Below are 257 nucleotides of genomic sequence, written 5' to 3'. Positions count from 1 at the left end.
CTGGCTGTTGGATTAGGGATTTCGTTGGCGGCTATCGGGATCCGTATCGGGGATCAAGTGAGTGAATGGTTGTCACTGGGTGCGATACCCGGCATCAGTTTCCGGCTGGCATTCGTCGCTATCGCCATGATTTGCCTGATAGGAATGGTTGATACCCTGCGCCTTACCCGCGATGCGGGAAGCGCAGTGTCAAATAAGCGTCGATAAGCCCGATAGTTCGCGCCATCGGGCCAACCGGGTTTAGCCAATAACTTCAC

General features: G+C 54.9%; 1 pseudogene. It reads left to right on the top strand.

The window, feature by feature from the left end:
• Nucleotides 1-207: pseudogene (locus FDX22_RS21015) on the top strand (MFS transporter); the annotation flags it as partial.
• Nucleotides 208-257 lie beyond the last annotated feature (50 nt).

The sequence above is a fragment of the Citrobacter sp. TBCS-14 genome (assembly GCF_005280805.1).
GTDB lineage: Bacteria > Pseudomonadota > Gammaproteobacteria > Enterobacterales > Enterobacteriaceae > Citrobacter > Citrobacter gillenii.
The sequence above is the reverse complement of the archived record's forward strand: the minus strand, read 5'-3'. Positions and strand labels throughout refer to the sequence as shown.